A 25633-nucleotide genomic window follows, 5' to 3' on the forward strand; every position below is an offset into this window, starting at 1 on the left:
CGTTAGTCTAGTAATGAAGATATTAGTCCCAATTTTGTTGTTGAATGAGTCTTTATCAAAACTAAAAATTTATGAACAATTGAGACAATGAGGTCTGAACCCTTGTTAATACTGAATTAGAATCATAAAGTACATTCTCTAAAAAATGTACTTTATTTTTGTTTTGTACATTATTTTAGACACTAATAAAGTACAGTATTGGGTATAGATTTTGTAGTTATGGTGGAAATTCAATTGTACAAAATGAAGTAGAAAATAGCGGTGAGATAATAGGCCCAATTGTACATTTTTTGAAGATAATATAGTGCATATTAAGTGCAATAGTATTGGCTACATACCGTATTATTTATATTGTTAGTGGTATAATAAATGGTAAATAGTGTTATGTAGTGAGGTGAGTGTTTGGCAAACAATAGACAGATTGAAACATTGGGTGTTGAATACCTAACAACATTTATCAATAAGCATAAGTTGCTTCAGACATATTTTGATAATAATGATAAAACTCCATCGTGGGACGGAGAAGTCCATGTGCTTAGAACTTCTAGCGAGAAGAAGAGCGAAATATTTGGTAAAGTACCTGTTCAAATTAAAGCTACAAAACAAAAGAAAAATATGCTTAAATATTTTTCATTAGCCATGAATGATTTAGAACTATATTCAAAAAATGGTGGAGTAGTCTTATTCGTTGTTTGGTTGAATGAGAACGGTGATTTAAGAGATATATATTATAAGTCACTGCCTCCTCTTTCTATAAAGAAGCTGATTAAAAAAAGTAAATTAAAAACTAAGTCTGCAACCCCAAAAACGGTTTCGATACAGATTCATAAATTAAATGAAGAAAAACTGTATCCGATGTTAGTTGATTTTATTTCCAATAGTCGCAAGCAATATAGTTTTATAGACGCTGATGGAATCTCAATCGAAAATATTGCAGATGATAAAGATATAACGTTCTATTTTTATGGTCAAGATAAAGGAGATATTTTTAATTATCAAGAGGAACATGATCTCTTTGTATATGTTAAAGATCCAAAAACTGGTGTTGAAATTCCTCTTGATAATACAATAAGAGTTGTTGAAACTTACGAAGAAACAGATTTAATTATTGGAGTTGGTAGTCATATATTTAAAGATGTAAAGAGGCATCATTTCCCTGATGGGAGTGTACAACTTCATTTTGGCGGAGCCTTTAAAATGTTTGTTGATGTTAATAAAAAGCTATTCAAATTAAATTTTGTAAGATCTAATATGCTATCAAAAGCAATAGAGTGTACTCAAGCTCTTCAAGAATTAGGAAAAACAGGATATTTCACTCTCAATGATAATGAAATAGAGCTAGATGAACAGTCCTTATTAGATATTACTTCTCGTGATTTAGACGATCAGATAAAAGAATTATTACAGATTTCAAACTTCATGATCAATATGGGTATAAAAAAAGAGGTTGATCTATCTTTATTTGATAATCAATCTCAAAGAAACCTAAATATTCTTAATTCAGGTCTATTTTTAAAAGAGAAAGTTACCCCAGAGTATGATGAGTCGAAATTACTTCATCTTAAGATTGCAAATATCCACATTATCACATTATATGAATTTGAAGATGATAAGAACGGAACCATGATAGACATCTTTAATGAAACTCCTTGGTGTCGAAGAGGAGAAGATGAAGATTATTCAGATATTTCTATTTTTGAAGTTTTTGAACCGAATGAATGGTTAAAGATAGATAATTGTAACTTTGATTCAGTAATAGCCTCCTATCAACGACTAGTTGATAATAACTTGAAATATGACGGAGCTGACAACACAATAATCAAAATAGTTGCTGCTGCCGACATGGCAGAAGACATTTCAAGAAGAGAATTGTTACTAGATTGGGCTCAGAGACTTTCTGACTGGAACTTAAATTATTTTAAAAATAGTGAGATATCTATCATAAATGACTTTCAGATTAAGTCAAGAAATCGTGAATTGAGTAATATTGAGCTGGAAATTCTTAGTGAGATATTAATCAATAATTATGGTAAAAATGAAATTTGTTTTGGTGCGTCCGTGTTATTAAAATCAAAACCTCAAGCTTCCTTATTTTGGAATAAGCTAGATAAAGAGACACAAGAGCATTATTTGGATTACCCTATTTTTAACTTATACAAGAGATTGTAACTATAGGCAGTAGTAAGTGATTAATTTATATTAGTTTAAGGGTGTTTGTAATACCATTAAATGAGTCTTTAAAAGAAGTCTATCTTCTCATAAATACATTCAGGAGAAAATGAATAGCCCAATTCATCGGCATTGAGAATTTGGGCTATATTTATGTGATTATTTACTTATTGACAATCTGATGTAGAGCCTATAGTGAATTTACGAAAGTTTTACATTAATTTCAGTTTCCCACCAATCCTTAAGTGGAGCGTCGCTTCGATAAGCTTCTTGGAACAATGTGAATAAATTTTTATAGGTTCTATTGTTACTAAGAGCATAAATTACATTATCTATTATCAATGGAATGATCATATTATCTTCGGCCCATAATCCCTGATAATAATATGGAGTTATCTTCTGTTGTCTAAAATGTATTTCAGTATTCTTGTCTAATTTATGAGTTAAGAACGCACAATATACATCATTGGGGAAATTTTTTATTTTATACTCTCCAAGGTGTCTACTTACAGGCTCCATTTCAGCACGTCTTTGATTACTATCCTTATTTAGGGTTACTTCTAGTATAAAATCATGGTCGGGAACGCCTTCATAATCTCGATATTTAAAAATCAAATCCGATTGTCCACCTGAAGCATGAGTTTTTGGTAAAAAATCGCCATCAAGAGATAAATTCAAAGCTTCCAAAGGACGAATTTTTTTCTCAGAGATATAATACCAAGCTATTGCAGCGATATATTCAAAAGCTGTCGGTGTACTAGCATCTTTGGAAACCTCACGCTGTACATTCTGTTCGAATTTTCTAACAGACCTAGCGTTGTTTGTGCTATATTGATTTTTAATATATTGAAGAACCTCAATAACTTTATTTTTTGGAAATTTAGAATCGATAACTTCAATAAATTTTTGGTTATCAAGTTCAATCAAAATAGATTCCACATTGTTTTCATCTACAGTTTCACCTAACCGGAGACTTAATTTTTTGTAAATTTCTGCAGGTTTAGAAACAAGTTTTCCATTAAAGAGTCTATCGAATGAGACGTATTCGAAGTTATTCATTTTAGAAGTTTGTCGTGCACAATCAACTAAGTCGGAAACTTTATCTTGGAAATACGCGTGATGGAATAAGTTTAACGTTATTTTATTTGAATATGAGAACATTTCCGTCATTGATAAGACCCTCTTATTCAAATCAAGATAATCATCTAAAGTACTTTTAGTTTTTATGAAATGCCAATTGTACAAAAACCATTGCCTAAACTCTTGACCTGTCATTGAAGATATTTTCTTCAGAAGTTCTTCGAGGAATATGGCTTTCTTGTTTTTTTGATTGCTCTCACCTAACATAAGCTTTTTCCAGAAAGACTTTTTGCCTGAAGAAATCCTGCTTAAAATATCAGTAATATTATCTAGAGACGGGCTTACTTTACCTTCATTACAATCTCGTAGTAAGAGATAAAGTTTTTCTTGAGAAATTTCGTACTGAGAACCGTTCATATTGATGCCTAAGTTACGAATTTCGCAATCTTTGACAGAGTTGTTTACAACAAAATCTTTATACAGCTCTTTGTAATTGTCCATAGAAAACAATAATTTGATTATATAGTCAAATAGGAATTTTTGTTTATTATCGGATTCTCTATAATCTTTGATAGCTTGTGAAGCCTCAAAAATCTTATTATTATCAGTAGTGGTCATAACGAAGAATTGGAATTCTTCATCCGTTAGATATTCATTTTCGATTATTGTTACCACTGTAGCTATAAAAGGATTGATTGAGGTAGTGCTAGTAAATGAATATGATTTTTTTAAAAGTTGTAAAAAATATAAGTTCCCATAGTCTGAAAGAAGGAACTCGTTTTTTTGAATTTCTTTCTTTGAAGATAACTCAATAACTTTTTCACCCACATTTGTTAGGTATCTTTCAGAATTGCAAAGACCAAGCTGCTCTAAAAAAGAGGTGATTGCTCGTGCATCTTTATCTGGCAAAGAACCTGCATAATTGATAATGTCAAAAGAATTCAATTCCTTTAAGAACTCTGAATATAAAGTATTCCATTTCTCTGTTGGATATTTCTGCCTTACGTTTTGTAGTGCGCGACAACCAATCTCTAACTTTAGTGGTAAAGTGCTTTGTCTAAAAGTTGTAGTACCAAGTGACCAAATAAAACTGCGGTAATTATAATTGCTCATTTTGTAACTCCGTTTCTATAGTTATATTATACCAAAAAGTAATGTTGACGGATACATGACATTTGAATTACCGATTTATATTTTGATAATATTATAAAAGGCTAAGATATTTTTTATCTTAGCCTTTTATTAATTAGTAATTTGTTATCAATATCTCGATCGTTTCCTTCGCTTTTGCATTTGACTGATAATTTGAGTTGTTATAGTTGTAATTCAAAGTGTGTACATTGTATTTTCTAGACCAATCTATCAGAATGTCGTTTCGTTTTCCTTTATGAATAGTAACGTTGGAAAGTGCAAATTTGATATTTTGGTTATCTAGTTCATCAAGTAAGGCTAGTAAATCCAGTTCATCTTTCTCTGTCCATCCACCATTCTCATTATAAGCAGCAGTTGAAATAAGGTAGGGTGGATCCAAATAAATAAAATCATCTCTCTCAAAGTTATTGTTTTGAAGCACTGAGCGAAAATCAGTGGAACTATAGATAATATCTCTATTCTGTATCTGAGTTAAGAAGTTTTTTAATTTCAAAACCATCTTTTGGTTAAAATCTCGTTTACCAGGAGGCATATTAAATTGATTCTTACGATTGAAACGGATTTGATTATTAAAACCATAAACAATTAGTAGATAGAAAACAAGAGGTTCGATTGTGCTATCAAAAATACCGTGGTTAAAGTCATTTCTTAACCTTATATAGCTTTCTTTGTTAACATCTTTTAGCCCCTGTGAAGAATTGACGTTGTAGTATTCATACCCCAATTTTTTGGTATTTGATAGACCATACTCTTTAATTAGATTTTCTATCACATTAATAATCTCGGCATAGTCATTTTTGGAAAAATAATCATAGAGCTTAACGACCTCTTTGTTAATATCGTTTAAAAAATACTGCTCAGCCTCAACATTGATAGTGACATTTGCCCCTCCTGCAAATACATCGAAAAATCTATTGATGTTTTTAGGGAAGAGTGGAAGTAGTTGGGGCAGGAGTTTAAATTTTCCACCTGTGTAATTTATTGCTGATTGACTAATTTCAGTCGCTTTGTTTTTTTTACTTTGAAGTTTTGAATTAAACACTTCACATAAATAGAGTAATTCTTTATGGTCTTCTATATTTGTTTTACCGGTTGTAAACACCTTGAATGGGGTTTCGAAAACCTTAACACTTCCTTTCTTACTTAAAATTTCAATGATTTCTTCATTGGAAATCTTAGCATTGGAACGACCATTGCCTTTTTTAGCCATATTATTGTAGGAGACAAGAATGTATTTTGCATTGATGTTTTCAATTAAATCTTGAAAGGCTTCAGGTGCTTTTGAAGTTGAATAGTTGGACTTAATATGTGCACGATCCACCATCTTACAGGCTACACCAGTTACCTCTGGTTTTTTCCAATCAATAACATTCTCCAATAGATGATAAGCGTCCCCATATTGCCGAGAATTATAAGGGGTGTCAATATAGACCAAATCAGCTTTTATTTTTTTAACCAGTTCATTCGCGTCTTCACAGTAGATCTGGTTATTATTATTTTCGTTGTATTGTGGTACTTTTAAATGAATCGGTGTGAATGAATCAAGCTTTTTACGATAGGCGTCATAGTGCCCTACCGTATTTGCTACTTTATCCATAGCATAAATAAGAGAGGTCAAAAGAAAAGATTTTTCCCTTTTGTTTATGTCGTAAGATTCAATTTTTTCACGAATAGCTCCGATTTTTCTGGCATTTTCAAGTGAAAAATATTTGTCACCAAAGTTTTTAGAGAAATAGTTATCAGTAAAAGAGTTAATATTGTTGAGTTCAGCAATCAAATCACAAACCTTAGAGTAATCTATTTTATCATTTCCAAACCAGGTATTATAGCTAATTGTGTTGGAGTGCAGGATGTCATTTATAATAACCTTCGCTCCTTTACGTCTGAACATATCTGAAACAATCCCAGTTCCACCGAAGATGTCCGCAACTGATTTTACTCCTTCAGTGTTCTCAGTAACAACTCTATCGAGAAAATCAAGCATTTTTTGTTTTGACCCTAAGTATCTTCGATTGCCAATATTTAAAGGAGTTTCGTCAATTTTTTTAAGATTGTTATACTTCGTCTTCATGTCAATGATTTCTTTTATGCCTTGCTCATCAGTTTCTGTCCAAATATACCAGTTTCTAAAGTCTTTTTTAGGAGCTGGTAGAAGACCTTCAGAAATCCAGTTATGTAAAGTCTGACGTGTCACATTGTATTCTTTTTCAATTTGTTTAGTTGATTTCAATAATCTCACCTTTTATAGCAACTATGCATCTATATATTTTTACAAATAAGTATAACATAATTCTGCTGAAATTGAAAATAGTAATTCTCAGAATTTCAAATCAAGTTAATGTTAGTAACGTTCTAAGATGACAATTCAATCAAAATATGATATAATGCAAAAAAAGTAAAAATAACAAAAGTAACTTACAAAAGTAAAAGAAAAAGCGTAAATAGATAGCCACGGTAGGTATTCTCTACATCGTTAGAGGGAACCTACTGTGGTTGTCAATGTTGCTGAGCTAGTGAAAAGCTCTCATTACTAAGATGAAGTTACTTTTGTTATTGAATCAATTTAAATAATAAAACGATCAATGAAAGTACTCATCGATTTTCCCTTTTAAGGGAGATGATACTGATTTGGTCGTTTTTTTCGTTTCTTAGAGGTAAAAATCCACGTCAGTACATTCAATCAAAGTAAAAAGGAGGTGCTATGAAGTTCGTGGTTTACAAGCATTCGTTAATAATTGGCGATAATAATATTGTGACCAAGCAATTCATAGTTCTAAAGCAAGATGACGGTACGTTACAATTTACCAATTTTCATCGATACGTCAAATCTGCTAACAAAGTAAAGTCAGTATCTGATGATGGCAACAAGAGGTTTTCCTATGTTGTTAAGTTTCTGAACTATGTCTTTGAGGAAATGAGAATTACTTCTCTTGACCGTCTTACGATTGATATGGTTAAGGATTTTCTCATGAATTATGGTTTAGGGACACTACCCGGGGACACTAGAAAGCGCAAGAAGACAACTATTTGGACCTGTCTTAATACTGTCCTTGATTTTCTGACCGAATACCTAAAAGATAGAAAAAAGAAGGCTATTCTACACCCTAGTGATCTATATGAAACAACGACCTACACTAACAAGAAAGGTAGGCTGATCAAGAAGAAGGAGACTACTTTTGAAGTCTTTGTAGATGATAGCCTGACTGACCAGATGATATTCAGGGACATGCCTAATGTCGCATTTGAAATGCTGTTTGCTCATATTGCGCATCATCACCGAGATTTGCTTATGGTAGTAGCACTAGGAGCATTTGTTGGCCTACGCCCATCGGAGGCTTGTAATGTCAGGCGAGAAGATAGTCCGCTTGGTCCTGGCATCCTCTTTCATCAATCCTATGATGAAGTCTTTAAAATTGAGATTGATCTTAGAAAAGAAATACCACTTAGAAGTGATCTCAAACCCACAGGAAAAATCAAAAAGGAGAGGTTGCAATCTGTTCCTTATATCTTTCTGGAAATATTTCTAGATACCTACAACGACTACATGACATACTTGGAAGGGAAGAAGTATGAAAAGGACTACGGGCCGCTTAGTCTCAACAAGCAAGGAAAAGCATTGACCTATGATGTCTACTATCAACGGTTCCGTAAGATAATCAGGGAGGAGATGATACCTCTTAACCTAAAGTCTGATGACGCAGAAGTAGTATTCTTTGGCCATCTGTTGCAGGAGCATAATATATCCCCTCATATCTTTAGACACTGGTATACAACGCAGCTTGTACTATCTGGCGTGAATGAGATTAGCGAGCTTATGTCAGCTAGGGGAGATAAGTCTCCAGAGAGCGCTTGGGTTTATCTACAAAACAAGGGAGAAATTGCTAAGCAATATGGTCAGGTCAATGATGGCGTATTTGATTACATGAAATGGCGGGCCAATAATTTATACAGTCAGGAGGAAGAATAATGGCGGTATTATTAAAAGGCTTTTTGGAGAATATTCTCTTAGAGTTAGATCAAAATAATCCAAACATTAGATACAAAGTGAGTCAGTTTTTACTGGACAACAACTGGTTTAATATTAAAATTAACCATGATAATTTTAGCATAAGTGAGATTGACGCTCTCACCTTAAAAGAGCGTATTGTTGATTTCCTTACGGAAGAAAGTGGATTAGAGCGACTAAAGGAAATTTTCTACTACAGATTCCCCGAAACATTCAATACGTTTCAGAAATTCATAATTGAAAGTAAGATTGACGAAGCAAGTCAGTTTTACCTTCAGGATTTCTTAGCCTATCATCTAACAAAAGATCTCTTTCTCTATAGTGATTTTGAAGTTGAAAATTTGATGGAGAATGCTACTGAGGTGTTAACCAAAACGCATGGTATGAAGTTAACACAATTCATCAAGTGGCTATTAGAGAAAGGTATAACGAAATATCGTAAATCCTATGAGATGACACAACGCTACACTCTTGAAGATAAGAATGGAGCTTACAAATTAGATGAGTACTTGGAGCTGATGTACTATCTGTTCAATGACGACTACATCGAGAAAAACGATATGTATTATCAGGCAGCAGTCTCTAAAGATTACGCGGATACCTGGTTGTACTTGGCATTGCATTTTATTTGTGCCCTTAGAACAACGGATTTAGAACAACTCGGACACCCTAAGCTACCCGACACCCCAGAAGTTGTTTTAGAGACTATTAAAAATGGTAAATGGAGATCAGTAGATGCTAGAAAAACCCTTTTAAGTATTACAACCAGGTTAACCTATCTCAATATCACACCCAACAAAACAAAGAGGTCAGCAAATGTAGGACAGTTAAAATTTCACGTTCCTGAGAGTTGTCAAGTTCTCATTGGAACACTCTTAGCTATCGCTGAGTCACATTATCAGCTAGATAAATCTACTACAGAAGCACCTTTAATCCGAAAAATAGCTGATTATGAGCGCATTTCTAAGTATATGGGTGAAGAAATTGGTGAGCTGTTCTTAGAACGGGATTTTAGCAGTAGGTCTGCAAACAAATCCTATCTGCAAACCATTGCTATGTTGGCCAATGATGTGCTGGAGGAAAAGTCGGAGTTAAATATCAAGGGATACTTCTTGGCGTCGTTGGCTAGGAGCCACAAAGGATCCTACGATGAGTTTGCCCAAACAACTACAGTCTATCTGAAAGACGCTCAACTAGGGCAGTTGCGGCCAGAAATGGTGGCTAAAGAACTCTTCGAGCGAGGTGTATTGTCAATGGTACCATCAATGCTGCTGACAATTGTGACGAGAGGACAATACAAAGAACTGAGTCCCAGTCAACAAACTCAAATGATAAAAGAGCTAGATTTAACACCTGCAGAGATTGAGAAAACTTTAGAATTGAGTGTAAGAGCAGATAGTCGCTCAAAAAAAGCATTACAGACAGTAGTAGAAGAAGGACTTCAGCCTAATCAGATTCTGACCGTCTGTCATCGTATTGGTAACGGAGAGGCATTCTCAAAACAAGCTGAGAGTATGTGTTTGCTCTCTGCACTCGGACAGCTATGTCCCTATGATGACCGACAACACTGCGTAGGCTGTAACTATGAGTTGCAAACAAAATCAACCTTGTTATTGCTCATAGGAGAGTTTAACAGGCTTAATCGAAAATATACGAAGGTGAAAAGTGACTTAGAGAAAGGAAAAATCAGAGCTATTTTGGAACATCAAATCAAGCCCTGTCTTGAAGATATGCTACAAGCGCTTTCTGACCAATATGGAGAAGAAGTGCTAAATGACTACGAAGAAATCATAAGGGAGTTAGTAAGTTGAGTAATCAAGCTAAATTATTTCGTTCCATAACGGATGTTACGATATTCGATGACGGTTTCATCAAGCAAGCTAGGGAACAGTTCGAAGATTATGTATCAAAAGGCATAATTTTAACTACCAATTTCGATGAATACAAGTGGCAAACCACAAACGAATATCAAAATATTGGGTTTCTATTCAATGTGAATAGCTTTCAGTACAAACGCTATTTCGAACCCTTATTAGGGTTAACTCACGCTGAGTTTATTGACTATTTAAAGAGTTTCATCGTTCTCTCAATGGATAAGCATGTCTTACAATCCTTACAACACTTCTTACGTGACATCAAACGGGTTATTAAGGAAGTAAAGCAAGATGTGGTTGAAGATGTTGAGAGTATTAGGATAACTTCACCAACACTTTGCATAAACTTCTTATCAAGTTTACCTTCACCGGATGATAGTGAATTAGGACTAGTACTGGAACAACTGGACAACGTGCTTAATGTCAGCTATCAAACCAAGCCTAAGCAACAGAGGCAACTTGCCCAGTTTCAATCCTACTTCGTTTTTAACGATATTTTGACGGACTATTGGTCGAGGCAACTAACCATTGAAGAACGCTTATTCTACTATCCTCTTTATCTCTGGTGGCAGATTACAGCAGTAGTGCCACTTAGACCAAGGGAATTTCTCCTTACTCAAAGAAATTGCTTAACAGAGAAAGATGGGAAGTACTTTTTAACATTGAGGAGGAATAATTTGAAAGGCTCTGATAAGGATGTATCCCATAAAATCTCTGAGGATTATTACCTGACTACCTATGAAATCCCTTCAACGTTGGCAAATGAGATTTCTTATTACCTAGATAAGACAAAAACACATACTTCCACTCAACTAGACACTTTATTCCTAACGGATAGCCATTACAAACGGTGGGCAAGAAAGGCAGGCATCAAAAATAGGTTCCTAACTTACACCAACCTCAACACGATACTGAGGTATTTCTTCAACGAGGTGATCAGAAAAGATTATGGCTACCAGGTTTATCACATCAATCCACCTGCACGCCTAGAAGATAATGAAATCAATTCAAATCTCAGCAACTTCATTGAGTGCCGAAGCTATCACAAGTGTATCGTAAGTTAACGAGTTCTCAAGTCACTTATGAAATAAGCAAAAGCAAAGCAAAATATACTATCGGAAAAGCTTACACTATGTTGGAAAATAATGCCCGGTGTTACTCACCACGGTTTGCAGCAGGTGATTATTCCGACTGTCTCAAAGTCATTAGTAAACACGCTGAGTTAGGAGCTTGTACAAGCTGCCCATTTTACAGAAAAGCAGGAAGAGATTATTTTTCGATGGACCAGTCTTATAAAAAAAGCGTGGATGAAGAAGCAATGATTGTAGATTAGGCAGTAAAACGTGTGAGGGAAGGAAAAGGTAACATTGAAGATATAGGTGAAGCTTTACTAAAACTGAAAACCGTAAGTCACTCCTATCAAGAGTACCTGGCTTCAAAGCAACTTTCTCAACCTAAGATGGAGGGCTAAATGGCAAGGAAAAAACTCATCGAAGATGAAGTCTTAATTACTATACTAGAGGATTACCTTATTGAAGAGTGTCAAGCAAACTATAAACTTTTTAAGTTACCAAGATTTGGTGATTATCTAAGAAATAATGGTTATCCAGCGGTTGCTGACACAACTCTACGTAGGAACACAGTATTTAGAGAATATATTGAAACTCTTAAGCACAAATATGAGGACGAAGGCGTGCTAGCTGTCTTAACTTATAAGACACTTGACGTGGATAATTTCCTTAGAATCCACTCTTCTTTACCAGCACTTAAACAAGGATTGGTTAAATTGAACGACCATCACAAACGCATCACAGAAGCAGCGATAGAGTTTAAAAAAGAAGTAGAAGTACTAAAAAAAGAAAAGAGCAGTCTTCAGGATCAGCTTGAAATAATGAAGCAGGAGCTAAGTGATAATAAAGAGAAACTGATAGCTGATAAAAGGCTTGAAAAAGAAAACCAGAAACTTAGAAATTTAATTAAGTCGAGTGTGTATCCAGAGGAGATAGCTAATGAACTCCTAAAGGCTGATGGTTTGCTGAAATTGGATTCCGATGTTATTCAGGTAAGTTATCTTCAAAATGAAATACTAACCGCTGATTCCGAGATAAATTTTCATCAAAAAGATACATCTCAGACTTCAAGCAAGCAAAGCAAAGTCGTTAACATCAAAAACTTACTAGATAGCAAAACCAAATATTAAGGAGGTATCGTATGAGGTTACTAAAAGATTTTCCAGAGGTTTTGAAGTGTTGGGATTATGAAAAGAATAATCAAAAAGGAATGACGCCTGAAAGATATAGTGCATGTTCAAATAAGAAGTTTTTCTGGAAATGTCTCACCTGTAATTTTGAGTGGATGGGAACCATAAAGAAAACTGTTGAACACTATAAAAAACACAATAGCCCCTGTATGGAATGTATAAAGACTGAACAGAGTATCTATACCAAGTTCCCTCAAATTGTAAATTATCTTAACTTTAATTACGAAGACATATATACTATAATTGAGACGTTACAAAACACTTTAGTCATAAGCAAAAATATATTTCTTTTTAAGTGCCCAACGTGTAGAAAAAATTGGAGAGATTATGCAGACAATCTACGATTAGTGCAACTTGAAGATGGTACCTTATGTCATAAAAACTGTAATGAAACGACACATAACTATAATTATAGTGACATTTACCCAAACCTGGAAGCCATATATGTCGGTGACTTCAGCAAACTGAATTTAACGACTAATATCTCTACGGTGCAAAATTGGTGTTGTAACAAGTGTGGTGTAAACTTTAAGTTGACTATTGATAAAATACTGAATCGAATATCAAGGACGGGCGGATACTGTAGTAATTGCGACGCTTCCTTTGACACTTCTTTACCCATTAGTTCTAAAGCCTGTCCACTTACATTTCTAACAAAGGATTTAATACCTTAGAAGTGAAGTATCCACAATTAAAAGTGTTTTGGAACAGCTCTAATCCAAAAACTTTTGCTGATTACTGGGAATTTTCTAAAGAACAACTAAGATGGAATTGCCCATGTTGTTCAATTCAATTTTCATGTAGTCCAGCCGAGTTAGTAGCAAAAATTAGCAAAATTAGTTTTGATTCCATGACTTGTCCCAATTTTTGTGATTGGAGCACGAAGGTGTTAGTATATAGAACATTTGCCGACAAACCAATACTGTTACATGAATGGAGTAAAAAGAATAATGTGCTGCCTCAAAATGCCCTACATCACATTGATACCAAAAAGTATTGGTGGGACTGTTCAATATGTCATGGGGAATATCTTTGCTCTATTCCAATCCGTAGAGAGGTAGATAATACTTGTCCTTACTGTAACATGGAAGTGTTAAAGCCTGATTTTAACAGCATAGGATGCAACTACCCAGATCTCAATCAGTACTGGAGTTACAAAAATCAAAAAACAACAGACGAGATGATGCCTTGTAGAGCTAGAAATGTTAATTGTTACCTATTTTGCCCCGAGTGTGACCAAGAATTTCGCACGACAATGATGAATTTATTCGAGAAATATGACAAAAAGGGTATACATAGCGCCTCTGTGAGCTCTGTCCGTATTGTACAAAACAACTTCCTATACCAGGTGTGAACTCACTGGACTTTGTGAAACCTTATTTAGTAAAAGAGTGGAGCGTATACAATAATAAGAAAGTGACAGAAGTATTTCCAAACAGTAATAAAAAGGCCTATTGGGACTGCAGAAAATGTAAAAGATATTTTAAAGCATCACCAAATGAAAGATTTAAGGGTGACAGCTGCTGCCCTTACTGTTCAGGAAGAAAATGCCTTGCGGGATTTAATACAATAGATACGACTCATCCAGAACTTATTAAAGAATGGGATTACTTAAACAACATGCTTCTTGCTGACCCGACGCAACTCATGGAGACTTCGAGAATTAAGGTTTGGTGGATTTGTCAAAACAATCCCGAACATAGATATAAATTACCAATAAACAAGAGGATAATTGTTCGAGAAAAGAGGAAGAGTGCCATGTTCAATCTGTAAAGGATTAAGGCGGAAAAGAGAGCACTATGCTCAATATAAAAAATAAAGTAAGCTAGTAATTCAGCTTACTTTTTGTATGCAAGAATTTTGTAAGGGGCAACAAGTGAAAATCACTATAAAATTCAAATGTACATTTTTCCCGTCATTATAAGTCCTAGTTTTGTACATTTTTAGTCAAAGTTGTAAAAAAAATTTTTTTGGTTATCTAAAATATGAAGTAAAAACTCCATTAACATCTTTCTGAAAAACTATAATTTTCTTGAAACAAATATATAGGCGTGGTATAATACTACTATAGAATATTTGAAGGAAAAATGATTATGAAACGTGAGTTGTTATTAGAAAAAATTGAGGAATACAAAGCTTTGATGCCCTGGTATGTATTAGACTACTATCAATCTAAATTGGCGGTTCCTTATAGTTTTACAACCTTGTATGAGTATTTAAAGGAATACAAACGTTTTTTTGATTGGCTAATTGAATCTGGAATTGCTGAGGCATCTCAGATTTCACTGATTGAGTTATCGACATTGGAACATCTCACCAAAAAAGATATGGAGGCTTTTGTCCTGTATTTGAGGGAACGTCCTTTGCTGAACGCCAATACAACGCAACAAGGTCTCTCTCAGACGACCATCAATCGTACGTTGTCGGCCTTGTCCAGTCTCTATAAATACTTGACTGAGGAGGTTGAAAATGAGCATGGTGAGCCATATTTTTACCGTAATGTGATGAAAAAGGTATCAACTAAGAAGAAAAAAGAAACTTTAGCAGCTCGTGCGGAAAATATTAAACAAAAACTCTTCTTGGGTGACGAAACCATGGCATTCTTAGAGTATGTAGATTGTGAATATGAGAACAAACTGTCTAATCGTGCGAAATCATCTTTCCGGAAAAATAAAGAACGGGATCTCGCTATTTTAGCTTTGCTATTGGCTTCAGGTGTACGGTTGTCTGAGGCTGTGAATCTGGATTTAAAAGATGTTAACCTCAACATGATGATCATTGAGGTTACGCGTAAAGGTGGTAAGCGTGACTCTGTGAATGTGGCTGGGTTTGCTAAACCATATTTAGAAGCCTACTTGGCTATTCGACAAACACGTTATAAGGCTGAAAAAACAGATGTTGCTTTCTTTTTGACAGAATATCGAGGGGTGCCAAATCGCATTGACGCTTCTTCTATCGAAAAAATGGTTGGAAAATACTCAGCAGACTTCAAAATTCGTGTCACACCCCATAAACTACGTCACACCTTGGCAACTCGTCTGTATGATGCGACAAAATCACAGGTTCTTGTGAGTCATCAACTTGGCCATGCCAATACTCGGGTAACAGACCTCTATACCCATATTGTCAATGATGAACAAAAAAATGCTTTGGATCAATTGTAGTTTAACGTAAAATAAATTATGTAAAGTATGTAAGAGCCTAATCATTTGACCAATAATAGAACAATAAAAGAAATTTGCTAATATATTATGCCATGGATTATAGTCTGTATAGAAAGTAAATGTATTTTAATATCATAAAAAGTCTATCGTTGTTGATAGACTTTTCCTATTATTCTCAAATGGGCTATTCTAAATAATGGGCATATTTTTTCCTATTATTTCAATTGAGGAATTAGCACTTTTTTAAGCATATAGTTTCTTGTCAAAAATGTATTACATAATAAAAATTATGTAAAATCAATTTATTTTCCCAATATAGTCGACCATATCTTGGACAGTTTCTAAACTATCAGCTGTTAGGATATAAACTAAATTACCTTGCAGGGCTGAGAAAGCATCTGGCATACGTCTAATCATTTTAATACGGTCTGCGTAGCGTTGTTTGATTTCCTCTTCAGTGTGGGTGTAGTTCGTCTTGTCACGACGGCTAATAGCTAGGGAGAACTGAGGCGCGTATGGTCGCTCTGCTATTGTTTCTCCAGAAGCAACTGCTGCATAATCACGATAGAGATCGATGGAGTGCGCAAAGTTATAGGCATCAATGGTAAAGGCGCCAGCGGGACGATTATTGTATTCAATAGCGATGTAGTCTTCTCCATCTCGGAAGAATTCGATATGGAAAAAACGTTCTTTCATGCCAAAGGTCTTGATGATATTTTGACCATATTGGCGGAGTTTGTCATCGACTTTATCGTAGATGAAATAGGCATTGTCTTTTTGTTCAAGGACCAATTGTAGTGGTGTATAGACGTACTCTAAACTGGCTTCGTAAACCACATTGCCATGGTGATCAATCAAACCATCATAGGTGATGATTTCGCTAGAATTAACAAACTGTTCAAAGAAATAAGCTGTTTGACGATCCCATTCTGCAAGAAACTGCTCAATGTCTGCTGGACTTTCTAACTTGTAGGTCGCTGCTGCACCAACACCGTTATCTGGCTTAGCAATCATTGGAAAACCAATAGCAACGATAGCTTTTTCAACGTCATGCTCTGAAGCAACTATCTGACCAGGGACAACAGGTACACCTGCTTTTTTAAAGTAGGTTTTCATTTCTGATTTAAGTTTGGTTTTGGTCAAATCCTCGGATTTTGGACCAAAAATATTAAATTGGCTACGAAGTGCGGCATCAGTTTCTAACCAATGTTCGTTATGAGATTCGACGCGGTCAATGGGGCCGTGTTTGTAAAAGAGAAATGCTGCCGCACGTTTCACTTCCTCAATATCTTCAAGATTTTCTACTCGGTGCCCCATCTATCAAACCAAGTTGGGATTTGTTTTTCAGCGAATGCTTTTTCCATAATATCAAAGCTAGGCAAACCATCTTGTTCCCACGCGCCTAAGCCTGTGCAGACAATGATATCAGCCTGGCGGTAGCGGTCAATGAACTATCCATCATTTTGGTTCCAAATATAATCTGCTGGAGAATTTTGATAGACAGCTTTGCTATTGCCATAATCCTGATGATTGTTAAAGAAACGCGCATCATAGACGCCTGAGAGTGCAATGACCTTGTTGAAGACGTCGGGATGCTGGAGAAAGAAATTGAGGGCGTGGTAGGCTCCCATAGAGCAACCTGTAGTCATCATCGGGTCAAACCAACCTGTTTGATGTTTGATAAAAGGAATGGCTTCGTGGATGACGTATTGTTCATAGGCGATATGCGCAAGTGCACGGTCGTGAATCGGTTTCCAATCGGCTAACCAGCTCTTATTATCAAGGCTATCAAGGGTGAAAAATTGGACTTTCCCTGCTTCAATGAAGTCCTTGCAGGCATCAATCATGCCAAAATCGGCGTATTCATTGTAAGAACCACCTGATGAGGGAAAGACTACGATAGGAATACCAGCGTGTCCGTAACGGTTTAAAGACATCTGACGCCCTAACTGAGCAGACCAATGATTTAAAAAATCAACATGCATGTTTTTTCCTCCTACTAATTACCAATGTTCACTTAAAAAGCGTAGGCAGTCTGGAAGATAGGCAGCCCAGGCTTCCTCGTTGTGAATGGCACCTGAGATAACTTCCAGTTTCAAATGAGATAGAGCAACTCCTCCTGCAATCAGCTGACGGTAGTAAGAAAGTGATGAATTGATATAGGCTTGTTTAATATTTCCAGCCATTAACGTCTTATCAGTATCGTCGGCCTCTTCAGTACCAACATAGATATAAACCCGTTGGTTCATGTCCAAAGTTTGGCGTTCCATAAAACGGTCAAAGGCATCCTGATGAAGCCAATTTGCTGACGAGAAAACACCTAGACAACCAATTTGCTCTTGGTAAGTCAGTCCCATAAATTGTGTGATATTGCCGCCCAAGGAAGAACCAATCATGGCCGTATGCGCTTTGTCAGGTTTGGTGCGGTAAGTTTGGTCAATGAAGGGTTTGACCACTTCCATCACAAATTCAGCATACTCTGTCCCCTTGCCACCAAATTGAATACCTGGAATGTTAGATTCTTGATATTTCCAAGCAGAATACTCATGCATCCGGTTGAGACCATCGTTATCAATAGCTACCACAATCATTTTAGCAATGTCAGGATTACGCTTAAGGGTAGGAATAATCTTCCAAGAATGCCCAGAAAAGGATTCTTTACTGTATAGGACATTTTGCCCATCATGGAAATAAACCACAGGATACTGTTTCTCTGTGTCTTCATCATAATGTTTTGGCAAGAGCACACGAACGCGGCGTTTTTGCCTGGTGTAAGGCACTTCGAGTTCATGTGTTTTCATATCAAGGTAAAAGTAGGACTTATTCATAGGTCACCTCGGTTAAATTCTTGGAATTATTATACCATATTATGAGATGATTTTAGGAATGTTTGACAGTAAAATCATTTATTATAGTTCATGAGATGATTTAGTATTTTTGGTTAGTACTTACCCTAATGTGATGTAGGGCATTCAAAGCTCTGAGGGATTTTTATGACGGGAAATGAAGCTGATGAAATCGTGTCAATACCTCCTAAGGCGTTGACTGTTTTTAAACTAAACGACGATATAAAAAGCCTACCACTTTAGTATCGGTAAGCTTTTAGTTTTTTTGGCAATTAGTCGATATCAATAGATACAGATACTGTCTGAACAGGGACATCATAGAATGGATCTTCACGACGTCCTAGGAAATCACGGGCCTGTTTAGGGAAGGAAGCGTAGCTTAGCACATCTTCTTCGCTGCGAGCATACTCTGCAATTTCTTCGCGTAAAATTGGCATTTGAGGCTCAATCAAATCAGCAGGACGAACAGTAATCACTTCTTCGTCTCCAATGATTTTTTCTTTAATGCCTTCTGCAAGTGGCGCAGGCGATTGTCCATAGAGGCCACGGACATAGTCCTTGATTTCATTTGGAACAACTTTGTAACGTTCGCCTGAGATGACATTCATTAGAGATTGTGTCCCTACCATTTGTGACAATGGTGTTACTAGCGGTGGGTAACCAAGGTCGGCACGGACACGTGGAACCTCTGCTAGCACTTCTTCGTATTTATCAGCAAGGCCTTGTTCAGTTAATTGGCTGAGAAGGTTTGATAGCATACCACCAGGTACTTGATAAATCAATGTTTTTGGCTCAGTATCTTTGACTTTTGGATTGAGAATGCCTTCGGCACGATAGTGGTCACGCACTTTATTGAAATGCTCTGCGATTTCTTCAACCTTTTTGAGGTCAACACCTGTGTCAAAACCAAGTTCCTCAAGTGCAATTACCATTGACTCGGTCGCTGGCTGGCTAGTTCCACCTGCAAAGGATGATACAGCAGTATCAATAATGTCTGCTCCTGCTTCTGCCACTTTAAGATAAGTCATTTCAGAAATACCAGAGGTTGCATGGGTATGAACTTCAAGAGGCAAATCAACAGCTTCTTTGATACGTTTAACGAGATCATAACCCGTTTGTGGCGTGAGAACCCCAGCCATATCCTTGATACAGATGGAATCAGCACCAATTTCAGCATAGCGCTTCGTCAAATCGACAAAGTAATCAACGGTATGAACAGGACTTGTCGTGTAAGAAATGGCAACTTGTGCGTGCCCTCCGGCTTCTTTTGTTGCTTTAACAGCTGTTTGGAGATTACGTGGATCGTTCAGAGCGTCAAAGATGCGGACGATATCAATCCCGTTTTCAACGGATTTCTGAATGAAACTCGTCACAACATCATCAGCGTAGTTGCGATAGCCAAGAAGGTTTTGCCCACGAAGAAGCATTTGTAGTTTCGTGTTTTTAACAGCTTTGCGGATGGTACGGAGACGTTCCCAAGGGTCTTCGTTGAGGAAACGGAGACAAGAGTCAAATGTCGCTCCTCCCCACATTTCCAGAGCGTGGTAACCCGCTTCATCCAATTGTTTAAGGACTGGGAGCATTTCTTCCGTCGTCATGCGGGTTGCAATCTGACTTTGTTGCCCGTCACGCAAAACCGTTTCGGTAATACGGATTTTTGTCATGGATTTCTCCTAAATTTATTCATTTTATGGCAATCAGTCTCACAGATGATTCGTCAGAAGATTGCTAATGGCTTCTTGCATCTCTTCGATACTATGTTTACGACTTCTGCTGCATTCTTTGGCAATAGCAGAGCAGACATAGCAAGTTCTTGGAGGGAGTCCTATATCAGAGCGACTCATTGGATGAATGTGACCATTACTCAGTTCAATCACATCCAAATCAAAAAGTCGTCCAACAGGACTCGTTTCTTCAAGAGCCATAACGTGTTGTTTTAAGTCTAAAGGGGAAAGATTTGAAACAAGGTAATATTCCCAACCGGTAGGTGCTTCTAACTTTCTAGCGAAAATGACATGAGAAGCGAGTTCTTGCTCAATCGTTGCAATCATATCATCAAAAGCTTTGTTTAATACAGTCGATGTTTTGACTGGACCAGGAATATTCATTGTCGCGGACAGAAGGCTTTCGCCAGGATGACGTTCTAAGAGAGAACGCTGACGAAAACTCCTTCCTTCACGCGCAGCCATCATGTCTGTTAAAGTGATAGCTGGACCATTAAAAATCGAATTAGACATTGCGAACAACATCAATCAAGCTACCGTCACGGTATTCAATAAGGGCAACAACTTTGTCACCGTATTGAATTGGGTCAGGATTGCCAACGATAGCGTAAGCTTTTTCTTGCAATTCTTTGATGGTAAATTGAGGTACCTTGAGGTCTTTAAAGTGCTCAATCAAATCAGGACGATTTGGATTGATAGCAATACCGACTTCTGTTACAACCACATCAACAGAGGTACCCGGTGTGATGACAGTGTTTACCTCTTCAACAAATGTAGGAATGCGACCACGGATAAGTGGTGAGATGACCATGCTCATTTTAGCGGCGAAAGCCGTGTCACAGTGACCACCTGATGCCCCACGGATAACACCGTCAGAACCTGTCATAACATTAACATTGAAGTTGGTATCCACTTCAAGTGCAGACAAGATACAAGTGTCCAACATGTTAATAGCAGAGCCTTTGCTGAGAGGTGAAGCGTACATATTGGCATCAATTTCAAGGTGTTTCCCAACATTACGATCAAGTGAGAGGGCAGATGGGTGGTCAAAGTCTTGAACGTCAATGATTTTCTCAACCAAGCCTTCTTCTAATAGTTCAACCATGGCATTGGTAATACCACCTAAGGCAAAGCTAGCTTTGATACCATCTTTAATCATGGCTTCACGCATGAAACGTGTCACTGCAAGAGACGCTCCACCAGTACCTGTTTGGAAAGAGAAACCTTCTTTGTAGTACGGTGAATTTGTAATCACTTTAGCAGCATATTCAGCAATCAAAAGTTCTTTTGGATTTTTAGTGAAACGTGTAGCCCCTTTTGCAATCCCTTTTGGATCACCAATAGCCTCTACTTCTACCACATAGTCAACATCTGTTTGAGGAATACTGATTGGTGAGTTAGGGTATGGTACCAAAGTATCAGTAATGATAACAACTTGGTCAGCGTATTTAGCATCAACCATCGCATAACCGAGTGAGCCACAGGTTGCTTTACCTTTTACGCCATTAGCGTTTCCGTAAGCGTCTGATGATGGGGCTCCAAGGAAGGCTACGTCAATGTGAATATCTCCTGCTGCAATAGCGCGTGCACGACCACCGTGTGAACGGATAACAACTGGATTTTCCATGATACCAGCTGAAATGGCTGCACCGACTTTATCACGGAGACCAGATGAGGTGATATTTGTTACTACCCCATTTTTAATGTGTTCGATCAATGGTTCATGGACATTAGCGATTGAACTTGGTGCGATAGAAAGATTTTTAATACCGGCCTTAGCAATTTCATCCAAGACCATGTTCATCACGTAGTCACCTTCACGGAAATGGTGGTGGAATGAGATTGTCATACCATCTTTAAGACCCGTTTTTTCAATCGCTTCACGAATAGACCCAAGTAATTTTTCATCACGCGGTTTTACTGGCTTAATACGGCGAGTTGATTCGTTGTAATCTTTGATATGAGCCAGTTCACCCTCAAATACACCATATTGATCAGCGTATGCTTGAGGAATGTCACGACCTAATTTATTTGTAACCATCTTAAATATCCTCCTCAGTCAATACTCCTGCTGCTTTGGCAAGCATGATAACACGCTCAGCACGTTCCACGATTGGTTTATCAACCATCTTACCATTCAAGGAGATAACACCAGAACCCTTGCTTTCAGCTTCACGAATAGCCCAGATAACTTGTTTGGCGTGGTCGATTTCTTTTTCAGTTGGCGTGTAGATTTCGTTGACCAATGGAATTTGGCGAGGGTTAATAACAGATTTACCGTCAAAACCAAGTTGTTTGATGTGACGAACTTCATTTTGGAAGCCTTCTGGATTATTAACGTCAGAGTAAACCGTATCAATCGCTGCGATACCAGCTGCACGAGCGGCGTGAAGAATCATGCTACGAGCAAAGAAAAGTTCTTGACCATCAGGGTAACGACGAGTTTTCATGTTAGTCACGTAGTCCTCTGCCCCAAGAGCGATACCGATTAGACGATCAGAGGCTTTGGCAATCTCACGAGCATTAAGCACCCCTTCTGCTGATTCGATAGCGGCCATCATGCGTGTACGTCCAACTGGGATACCGTATTCGCGTTCGACACGTTCAATTTCTTTTTCGACATCAACAATGTCTTGAGCAGTTTCTGTTTTTGGAAGACGGACAACATCAACCCCAGCAGTAACAACTGCTTCAATGTCTAAGGCACCACAAGTGTCTAAGCCATTGATACGAACCACAGTCTCAATATTGCTGTAATCAAAGGTTTTCAAAGCAAAGTGGACAAGAGCTCGTGATGTATCTTTTTCTTTTAGTGAGACAGAGTCCTCAAGGTCAAACATGACCGCATCAGCTCCATATAAAGGAGCATCACGAAGCATGCCAGCATTGGCACCTGGGACAAACATCATAGTTCTTCTTAAACGTTCCATGCGTCAATCTCCTTCCAGTTCATGCGTTCAACCCCAGCAGCACGGTGAACGGCTGCAATGGTACGAGCTTGAATGGTACAATCCAAGGCTCCTTTATCAACAGCAGTTACATCAACATTGTTGACACCGAGATTTTCTAAAGTTGCTGTGATTACTTTACGGATTTGCTTTCCGAATTGTTTTTCAACGCTACTGTCAAGGTCAATCGTAATCCCTTGATTTCCTGGATGAACTGTTATCATGATATCACTTGATTCAAGTGATCCTGCAACAGCAGTTGTTTTTAATTCCATAAGTCACCTCTTATTGTTTAGAATAAAGGCGGCGCGAGTGAGAAAAATCTCACAGGGTCGCGGATTTGTTATTATCATTATTTTTTAACTGGGAAAATTTTAAGCAGAGCTTCTGCTGACGCATACAAGATTCCCAAAACGAGAAAGACACCAGCCATACCAAGAACCATTAGTTCAAAGGCTTGCATTAAGTGATCCATATTGATTGTCATTGTGTTCTCCCTTCTAAACTAGCTAAAGAATGCAAGGAGCAAGCCACCTGCAATAACAGAGGCGATTTGTCCAGATACGTTAGCACCAACTGAGTACATCAAGATGAAGTTTTGAGGGTCTTCATCTGTTGCCATTTTTTGGATAACACGACTTGACATTGGAAAGGCTGAGATACCAGCAGCACCAATCATAGGATTGATTTTGTTGCCTTCTTTGCGGAAAAGGTTAAGAATTTTAGCGAACATAACCCCACCAATTGAGTCCATGATGAAAGCTAAAAGACCAAAGAGGATAATCAATAGTGTTTGAACATTCAAGAATTGATCAGCCTGCATTTTCACAGAAATGGTCAAACCAAGCAAGATGGAAACGATATTAACCAATTCATTTTGTGCCGTTTGAGATAAGCGGTCAAGTACCCCACACTCACGAAGAAGGTTACCAAACATCAAGAAACCAACAAGTGGCAATGAGATTGGTGAGATAAATCCTGCTACCAATGTAATCACAATTGGGAAGAGAATCTTAGTCAACTGAGACACATTTTCAGACTTGTAAGTCATGCGGATGCGACGTTCTTTTTTAGTTGTAACCAATTTAATCGCAAAAGGTTGGATAATTGGAACTAAGGCCATGTATGAGTAAGCAGCTACCGTAATAGGACCAAGTAAGTTCGGCGCTAATTGGTTGGCAACGAAGATTGAGGTTGGTCCATCTGCGGCACCAATGATACCAATAGAGGCTGCTTCTTTAATATCAAATCCTGCAAGGACTGCAACAACGACTACAAAGAAGATACCGAATTGTGCTGCTGCACCAAAGAGCATCATAAATGGGTTTTGTAGGAGCGGTCCAAAGTCAATCATTGCTCCGATACCAATGAAAATAAGCAATGGGAACAATTCTGTCCCGATACCAAATTCAAACAATTCTTCAAATACCCCAGCTTGCTGAATACCGTTAACGGTCTGGTCTAAAACGCCTGAATTTGGGAAGTTTACTAAGATCGTTCCAAGTCCCATCGGAACAAGTAGGGTTGGTTCATACTCTTTTTTTATCCCTAGATACATCAAGAGAGCTCCAATAAGCATCATGATGACTTGAGGGAGGGTAATGGATGTTATTCCTTGAATTAAAATGTCCACAAAGTCACTTCCTTCTATAATATGATAGTAATAGTATTGGTCTTAGCCAATTGTAATCAAGCCGTCACCAGGGTTTACGACTTGGCCTGGTGTGACATGGATACCAGTAACAGTACCTGCAGAAGCTGCAACAATCTCATTTTCCATTTTCATGGCTTCAAGAATCATCAATGGTTGGTTTTCAGTAACAGTATCGCCAACATTAACGAGAATACGCAAGATCGTACCAGGCATTGGTGCAGAAAGCGCATCTGCTCCTGCTGCTGAAGATGGTGCTGCTGGGGCAGGGGCTGGTGTTTCTTCAACTACTGGAGTTGGTGCTGGGGCAGGTGCTGGAACACCACCGATTTCTTCCATTTCAACGAGGTATTCTTTACCATCAATAGAGATTTTAAATTTACGTAACATGTGTTAAGTCTCCTTTAGACATTAGTTTTAGTATAAATTGATTTGACAGTCAGTTGGCTGTCAGGATAATCGCCTGCAGCGATACTTGATGCAATCAGAGACACTGTTAATGCTTCTGGATTGCGTTGCATGATTCTCGTTACCTTAAATTGACTATCTGGATAGTCACCAGCCGCGATGGCTGTTGCAATGACACTGACCAATTCATAATCTTCTTTATCAGCTGGTATGAAGCCTGGAACAGGTTCCCAGCCATCAAGCTCATTAGGTACTGGTTCAGCAGTCTGTCTTACTTCTGGCTCACGAGATTTTCCAAATAAACGTTGAAAGAATCCCATAATTTCCTCCTCTCTGTTGTATAAATATAGA

21 protein-coding genes and 2 pseudogenes are annotated in these 25633 nt (G+C 37.3%); 9 read left to right on the plus strand and 14 right to left on the minus strand.

What is annotated here, in order from left to right; translation table 11 throughout:
* The first annotated feature begins 402 nt into the window (after positions 1 to 402).
* Positions 403 to 2169: a DUF4365 domain-containing protein gene (locus tag AB6M99_RS05000; RefSeq protein WP_369351161.1), complete on the plus strand. Its 1767-nt coding sequence runs from the start codon at positions 403 to 405 to the stop codon at positions 2167 to 2169.
* Between the two features lie 201 nt (positions 2170 to 2370).
* Here AB6M99_RS05000 and AB6M99_RS05005 read toward each other — a convergent pair whose 3' ends face one another.
* Together AB6M99_RS05005 and AB6M99_RS05010 are read right to left on the minus strand one after the other, a co-directional pair.
* Positions 2371 to 4362 (minus strand): AlwI family type II restriction endonuclease, encoded by a 1992-nt coding sequence (locus AB6M99_RS05005; RefSeq protein WP_369351162.1) that lies wholly within the window; start codon positions 4360 to 4362, stop codon positions 2371 to 2373.
* A 133-nt stretch (positions 4363 to 4495) separates the two neighbouring features.
* Positions 4496 to 6631 carry a Dam family site-specific DNA-(adenine-N6)-methyltransferase gene (locus AB6M99_RS05010; protein ID WP_121834498.1) on the minus strand — a complete coding sequence of 712 codons (2136 nt, stop codon included), beginning with the start codon at positions 6629 to 6631 and terminating at the stop codon, positions 4496 to 4498.
* Positions 6632 to 7102: 471 nt separating this feature from the next.
* Between AB6M99_RS05010 and AB6M99_RS05015 the strand changes: the two genes are divergently transcribed.
* The 8 genes from AB6M99_RS05015 (at position 7103) to xerS (ending at position 15705) form a co-directional block, all read left to right on the plus strand.
* Positions 7103 to 8368: a site-specific integrase gene (locus tag AB6M99_RS05015; protein ID WP_369351163.1), complete on the plus strand. Its 1266-nt coding sequence runs from the start codon at positions 7103 to 7105 to the stop codon at positions 8366 to 8368.
* On the plus strand, positions 8368 to 10218 hold the full coding sequence (locus tag AB6M99_RS05020; protein WP_121834500.1) for a hypothetical protein: 1851 nt from the start codon (positions 8368 to 8370) through the stop codon (positions 10216 to 10218). Before AB6M99_RS05015 ends, AB6M99_RS05020 begins: the two co-directional genes overlap by 1 nt.
* Complete coding sequence (locus AB6M99_RS05025) at positions 10215 to 11345, plus strand: hypothetical protein (protein ID WP_369351164.1); 1131 nt, start codon at positions 10215 to 10217, stop codon at positions 11343 to 11345. Before AB6M99_RS05020 ends, AB6M99_RS05025 begins: the two co-directional genes overlap by 4 nt.
* Positions 11346 to 11752: 407 nt before the next feature.
* Positions 11753 to 12481 carry a hypothetical protein gene (locus AB6M99_RS05030; protein WP_121834501.1) on the plus strand — a complete coding sequence of 243 codons (729 nt, stop codon included), beginning with the start codon at positions 11753 to 11755 and terminating at the stop codon, positions 12479 to 12481.
* Between the two features lie 11 nt (positions 12482 to 12492).
* Complete coding sequence (locus tag AB6M99_RS05035) at positions 12493 to 13215, plus strand: zinc-ribbon domain-containing protein (protein WP_369351165.1); 723 nt, start codon at positions 12493 to 12495, stop codon at positions 13213 to 13215.
* Positions 13216 to 13391: 176 nt separating this feature from the next.
* Positions 13392 to 13895: a zinc-ribbon domain-containing protein gene (locus tag AB6M99_RS05040; protein ID WP_369351201.1), complete on the plus strand. Its 504-nt coding sequence runs from the start codon at positions 13392 to 13394 to the stop codon at positions 13893 to 13895.
* Between the two features lie 14 nt (positions 13896 to 13909).
* A complete protein-coding gene (locus AB6M99_RS05045) occupies positions 13910 to 14314 on the plus strand; it encodes a zinc-ribbon domain-containing protein (protein ID WP_369351166.1) in 405 nt (134 codons plus the stop codon).
* Between the two features lie 320 nt (positions 14315 to 14634).
* Positions 14635 to 15705, plus strand: a complete 1071-nt coding sequence (gene xerS / locus AB6M99_RS05050) for a tyrosine recombinase XerS (RefSeq protein ID WP_369351202.1) — start codon at positions 14635 to 14637, stop codon at positions 15703 to 15705.
* Between the two features lie 297 nt (positions 15706 to 16002).
* On the opposite strand, the pseudogene AB6M99_RS05055 reads toward xerS, so the two are convergent.
* From AB6M99_RS05055 to AB6M99_RS05110, 12 genes and pseudogenes are all read right to left on the minus strand, one after another.
* Positions 16003 to 17013: pseudogene (locus AB6M99_RS05055) on the minus strand (acetyl-CoA carboxylase biotin carboxylase subunit family protein); the annotation flags it as partial.
* Positions 17007 to 17690 (minus strand): annotated as a pseudogene (locus AB6M99_RS05060) (esterase family protein). The pseudogenes AB6M99_RS05060 and AB6M99_RS05055, both read right to left, overlap by 7 nt.
* 18 nt (positions 17691 to 17708) lie before the next feature.
* Positions 17709 to 18533 carry an alpha/beta hydrolase gene (locus AB6M99_RS05065; protein WP_369351167.1) on the minus strand — a complete coding sequence of 275 codons (825 nt, stop codon included), beginning with the start codon at positions 18531 to 18533 and terminating at the stop codon, positions 17709 to 17711.
* A gap of 290 nt (positions 18534 to 18823) precedes the next feature.
* A complete protein-coding gene (locus AB6M99_RS05070; RefSeq protein WP_369351168.1) occupies positions 18824 to 20215 on the minus strand; it encodes an oxaloacetate decarboxylase subunit alpha in 1392 nt (463 codons plus the stop codon).
* A gap of 39 nt (positions 20216 to 20254) precedes the next feature.
* Positions 20255 to 20788: a citrate lyase holo-[acyl-carrier protein] synthase gene (gene citX / locus AB6M99_RS05075; RefSeq protein ID WP_369351169.1), complete on the minus strand. Its 534-nt coding sequence runs from the start codon at positions 20786 to 20788 to the stop codon at positions 20255 to 20257.
* Complete coding sequence (gene citF, locus AB6M99_RS05080) at positions 20781 to 22316, minus strand: citrate lyase subunit alpha (RefSeq protein WP_369351170.1); 1536 nt, start codon at positions 22314 to 22316, stop codon at positions 20781 to 20783. Before citF ends, citX begins: the two co-directional genes overlap by 8 nt.
* A gap of 1 nt (position 22317) precedes the next feature.
* The gene (gene citE / locus AB6M99_RS05085; RefSeq protein ID WP_369351171.1) at positions 22318 to 23205 is read right to left on the minus strand and encodes a citrate (pro-3S)-lyase subunit beta; all 888 of its coding nucleotides are present in this window, start codon (positions 23203 to 23205) and stop codon (positions 22318 to 22320) included.
* On the minus strand, positions 23193 to 23498 hold the full coding sequence (gene citD, locus AB6M99_RS05090) for a citrate lyase acyl carrier protein (protein WP_369351172.1): 306 nt from the start codon (positions 23496 to 23498) through the stop codon (positions 23193 to 23195). Before citD ends, citE begins: the two co-directional genes overlap by 13 nt.
* A gap of 77 nt (positions 23499 to 23575) precedes the next feature.
* Positions 23576 to 23710: an OadG-related small transporter subunit gene (locus AB6M99_RS05095; protein WP_369351173.1), complete on the minus strand. Its 135-nt coding sequence runs from the start codon at positions 23708 to 23710 to the stop codon at positions 23576 to 23578.
* Between the two features lie 18 nt (positions 23711 to 23728).
* Positions 23729 to 24856 carry a sodium ion-translocating decarboxylase subunit beta gene (locus tag AB6M99_RS05100; protein WP_369351174.1) on the minus strand — a complete coding sequence of 376 codons (1128 nt, stop codon included), beginning with the start codon at positions 24854 to 24856 and terminating at the stop codon, positions 23729 to 23731.
* A 42-nt stretch (positions 24857 to 24898) separates the two neighbouring features.
* Positions 24899 to 25264, minus strand: a complete 366-nt coding sequence (locus AB6M99_RS05105; protein ID WP_121834505.1) for an acetyl-CoA carboxylase biotin carboxyl carrier protein subunit — start codon at positions 25262 to 25264, stop codon at positions 24899 to 24901.
* Between the two features lie 14 nt (positions 25265 to 25278).
* Positions 25279 to 25602 (minus strand): hypothetical protein, encoded by a 324-nt coding sequence (locus AB6M99_RS05110; protein WP_121834506.1) that lies wholly within the window; start codon positions 25600 to 25602, stop codon positions 25279 to 25281.
* Between the last annotated feature and the right edge of the window lie 31 nt (positions 25603 to 25633).

The sequence above is a fragment of the Streptococcus hillyeri genome (assembly GCF_041081565.1).
In the GTDB taxonomy this organism is placed as follows: Bacteria; Bacillota; Bacilli; order Lactobacillales; family Streptococcaceae; genus Streptococcus; species Streptococcus hillyeri.

What these genes read in the sequence shown, in the direction of transcription:
- xerS (WP_369351202.1), top strand. Translation starts at nt 14,635, where the DNA reads ATGAAACGTGAGTTGTTATTAGAAAAAATTGAGGAATACAAAGCTTTG.
- AB6M99_RS05095 (WP_369351173.1), bottom strand. Translation starts at nt 23,710, where the DNA reads ATGACAATCAATATGGATCACTTAATGCAAGCCTTTGAACTAATGGTT.
- AB6M99_RS05020 (WP_121834500.1), top strand. Translation starts at nt 8,368, where the DNA reads ATGGCGGTATTATTAAAAGGCTTTTTGGAGAATATTCTCTTAGAGTTA.
- AB6M99_RS05030 (WP_121834501.1), top strand. Translation starts at nt 11,753, where the DNA reads ATGGCAAGGAAAAAACTCATCGAAGATGAAGTCTTAATTACTATACTA.
- AB6M99_RS05105 (WP_121834505.1), bottom strand. Translation starts at nt 25,264, where the DNA reads ATGTTACGTAAATTTAAAATCTCTATTGATGGTAAAGAATACCTCGTT.
- AB6M99_RS05005 (WP_369351162.1), bottom strand. Translation starts at nt 4,362, where the DNA reads ATGAGCAATTATAATTACCGCAGTTTTATTTGGTCACTTGGTACTACA.
- citE (WP_369351171.1), bottom strand. Translation starts at nt 23,205, where the DNA reads ATGGAACGTTTAAGAAGAACTATGATGTTTGTCCCAGGTGCCAATGCT.
- citX (WP_369351169.1), bottom strand. Translation starts at nt 20,788, where the DNA reads ATGTCTAATTCGATTTTTAATGGTCCAGCTATCACTTTAACAGACATG.
- AB6M99_RS05065 (WP_369351167.1), bottom strand. Translation starts at nt 18,533, where the DNA reads ATGAATAAGTCCTACTTTTACCTTGATATGAAAACACATGAACTCGAA.
- AB6M99_RS05110 (WP_121834506.1), bottom strand. Translation starts at nt 25,602, where the DNA reads ATGGGATTCTTTCAACGTTTATTTGGAAAATCTCGTGAGCCAGAAGTA.
- AB6M99_RS05040 (WP_369351201.1), top strand. Translation starts at nt 13,392, where the DNA reads ATGACTTGTCCCAATTTTTGTGATTGGAGCACGAAGGTGTTAGTATAT.
- citD (WP_369351172.1), bottom strand. Translation starts at nt 23,498, where the DNA reads ATGGAATTAAAAACAACTGCTGTTGCAGGATCACTTGAATCAAGTGAT.
- citF (WP_369351170.1), bottom strand. Translation starts at nt 22,316, where the DNA reads ATGGTTACAAATAAATTAGGTCGTGACATTCCTCAAGCATACGCTGAT.
- AB6M99_RS05035 (WP_369351165.1), top strand. Translation starts at nt 12,493, where the DNA reads ATGAGGTTACTAAAAGATTTTCCAGAGGTTTTGAAGTGTTGGGATTAT.
- AB6M99_RS05070 (WP_369351168.1), bottom strand. Translation starts at nt 20,215, where the DNA reads ATGACAAAAATCCGTATTACCGAAACGGTTTTGCGTGACGGGCAACAA.
- AB6M99_RS05015 (WP_369351163.1), top strand. Translation starts at nt 7,103, where the DNA reads ATGAAGTTCGTGGTTTACAAGCATTCGTTAATAATTGGCGATAATAAT.